Here is a 1,442-nt window from a genome sequence, read left to right as displayed (position 1 = left end):
GGGCGGCGGCACCAAGAAGTAACGCTTTACCTATCAGAACCACAGGCCAATGGCCGGGCGCGCATCCATACAAAGCCCGGCCGACGGCCGGCGTCACCCGCCAAGCGGGGGCGCCGGCCTTCACCCGTACGAGGATCCGATCATGAACTCCACGCTTGACGGCATCGCCGCGGTCCAGGACCGCCCGCCCCGTTCCGCCACGCCCCTGCGCGCCGGCCTGCTCGGCATCGCCGCCGGACTGTTCGCGCTGTGGATCACGCGCGGCCAGCCGACTTTCGATGCAGCCACGCGCGCGGTCATCGCCAGCCTCGCGATCATCGGCACGATCGCGCTGCACGAAATCTTCATCTCGCGCGTCTACCTGCGCCCGAGCGCGGGCCTGTCGCGGCAGGCCGTCCGCCCGCTCGGCATCGCGCGCGTCGCGACGCGGCTCGGCGCGCTGGCGTCGATCTATGCGGGCATCGGCGCGATCTACTGGCTGCTGCCCGAATACCACGGCGCGTTCTACCGGCCGTTCTGGTCGCTGCTGCGCTCGCTCGCGCCGTACGTGATCGTCGCCGCGCCGTTCTACTTCGCGTGGATGGATCGCCACCAGCGCGAGACCGACGACGCGTACCTGCTGTGGGGCCGCTTCCTGTTCCGCCGCGAGCAGCCCGCGAGCTGGAAGCCGGTGCGCGAAATGCTGGCCGGCTGGGGCGTGAAGGCGTTCTTCCTGCCGCTGATGACCGTCTACCTGTCGAAGGACGCCGATCACCTGACCGCGTCGCTCGCGAACGCGATGCACGCGCCGGCGACGATCGCGACCTTCATGTTCATGTACGACCTGTCGTTCACGATGGACCTGATGTTCGGCACCGTCGGCTACCTGTGCACGTTCCGCATCCTCGACAGCCACGTGCGCACCGTCGAGCCGACGACGCTCGGCTGGGTAGCCGCGCTGATGTGCTACCAGCCGTTCTGGTCGCTGTTCTCGAACAACTACATCCGCTACGAAGGCACGTTGTTCTGGGACAACTGGCTGCTGTCGGCCCCGACGCTGCGCGTGATCTGGGGCACGGTGATCATCCTGCTGCTGCTGACCTACGCGCTGTGCACGATCTCGTTCGGGCTGCGTTTCTCGAACCTCACCAACCGCGGGATCATCACGTCGGGCCCGTACCGCTTCACGAAGCATCCGGCGTACATCACGAAGAACCTGTCGTACTGGATGGTGTCGGTGCCGTTCGTCGAACCGCTCGGCTGGCAGGTCGGGCTGATGCACTGCGCGGGGCTCGTCGCGGTCAACCTGATCTACTACACGCGGGCGAAGACCGAGGAACGGCACCTGATGCGCGACCCCGACTATCGCGCGTATGCCGAATGGATCGCGCAGCACGGGTTGTTCGCGCGGATGAGGCAGGCGTTCGGGCAGCGCGCGCCGGCCTGACGCGGCGGCGCAAGGC

The 1,442-nt window shown here is 67.6% G+C and carries 1 protein-coding gene; it reads left to right on the top strand.

The window, feature by feature from the left end; genetic code table 11:
• Positions 1–142 precede the first annotated feature (142 nt).
• Positions 143–1,426, top strand: coding sequence for an isoprenylcysteine carboxylmethyltransferase family protein (locus ABY44_RS00015; protein ID WP_027790879.1), 1,284 nt, complete (start codon positions 143–145; stop codon positions 1,424–1,426).
• Positions 1,427–1,442 lie beyond the last annotated feature (16 nt).

The organism is Burkholderia sp. ZZQ-2, assembly GCF_050768715.1.
Lineage (GTDB): Bacteria > Pseudomonadota > Gammaproteobacteria > Burkholderiales > Burkholderiaceae > Burkholderia > Burkholderia cepacia.
The sequence above is the reverse complement of the archived record's forward strand: the minus strand, read 5'-3'. Positions and strand labels throughout refer to the sequence as shown.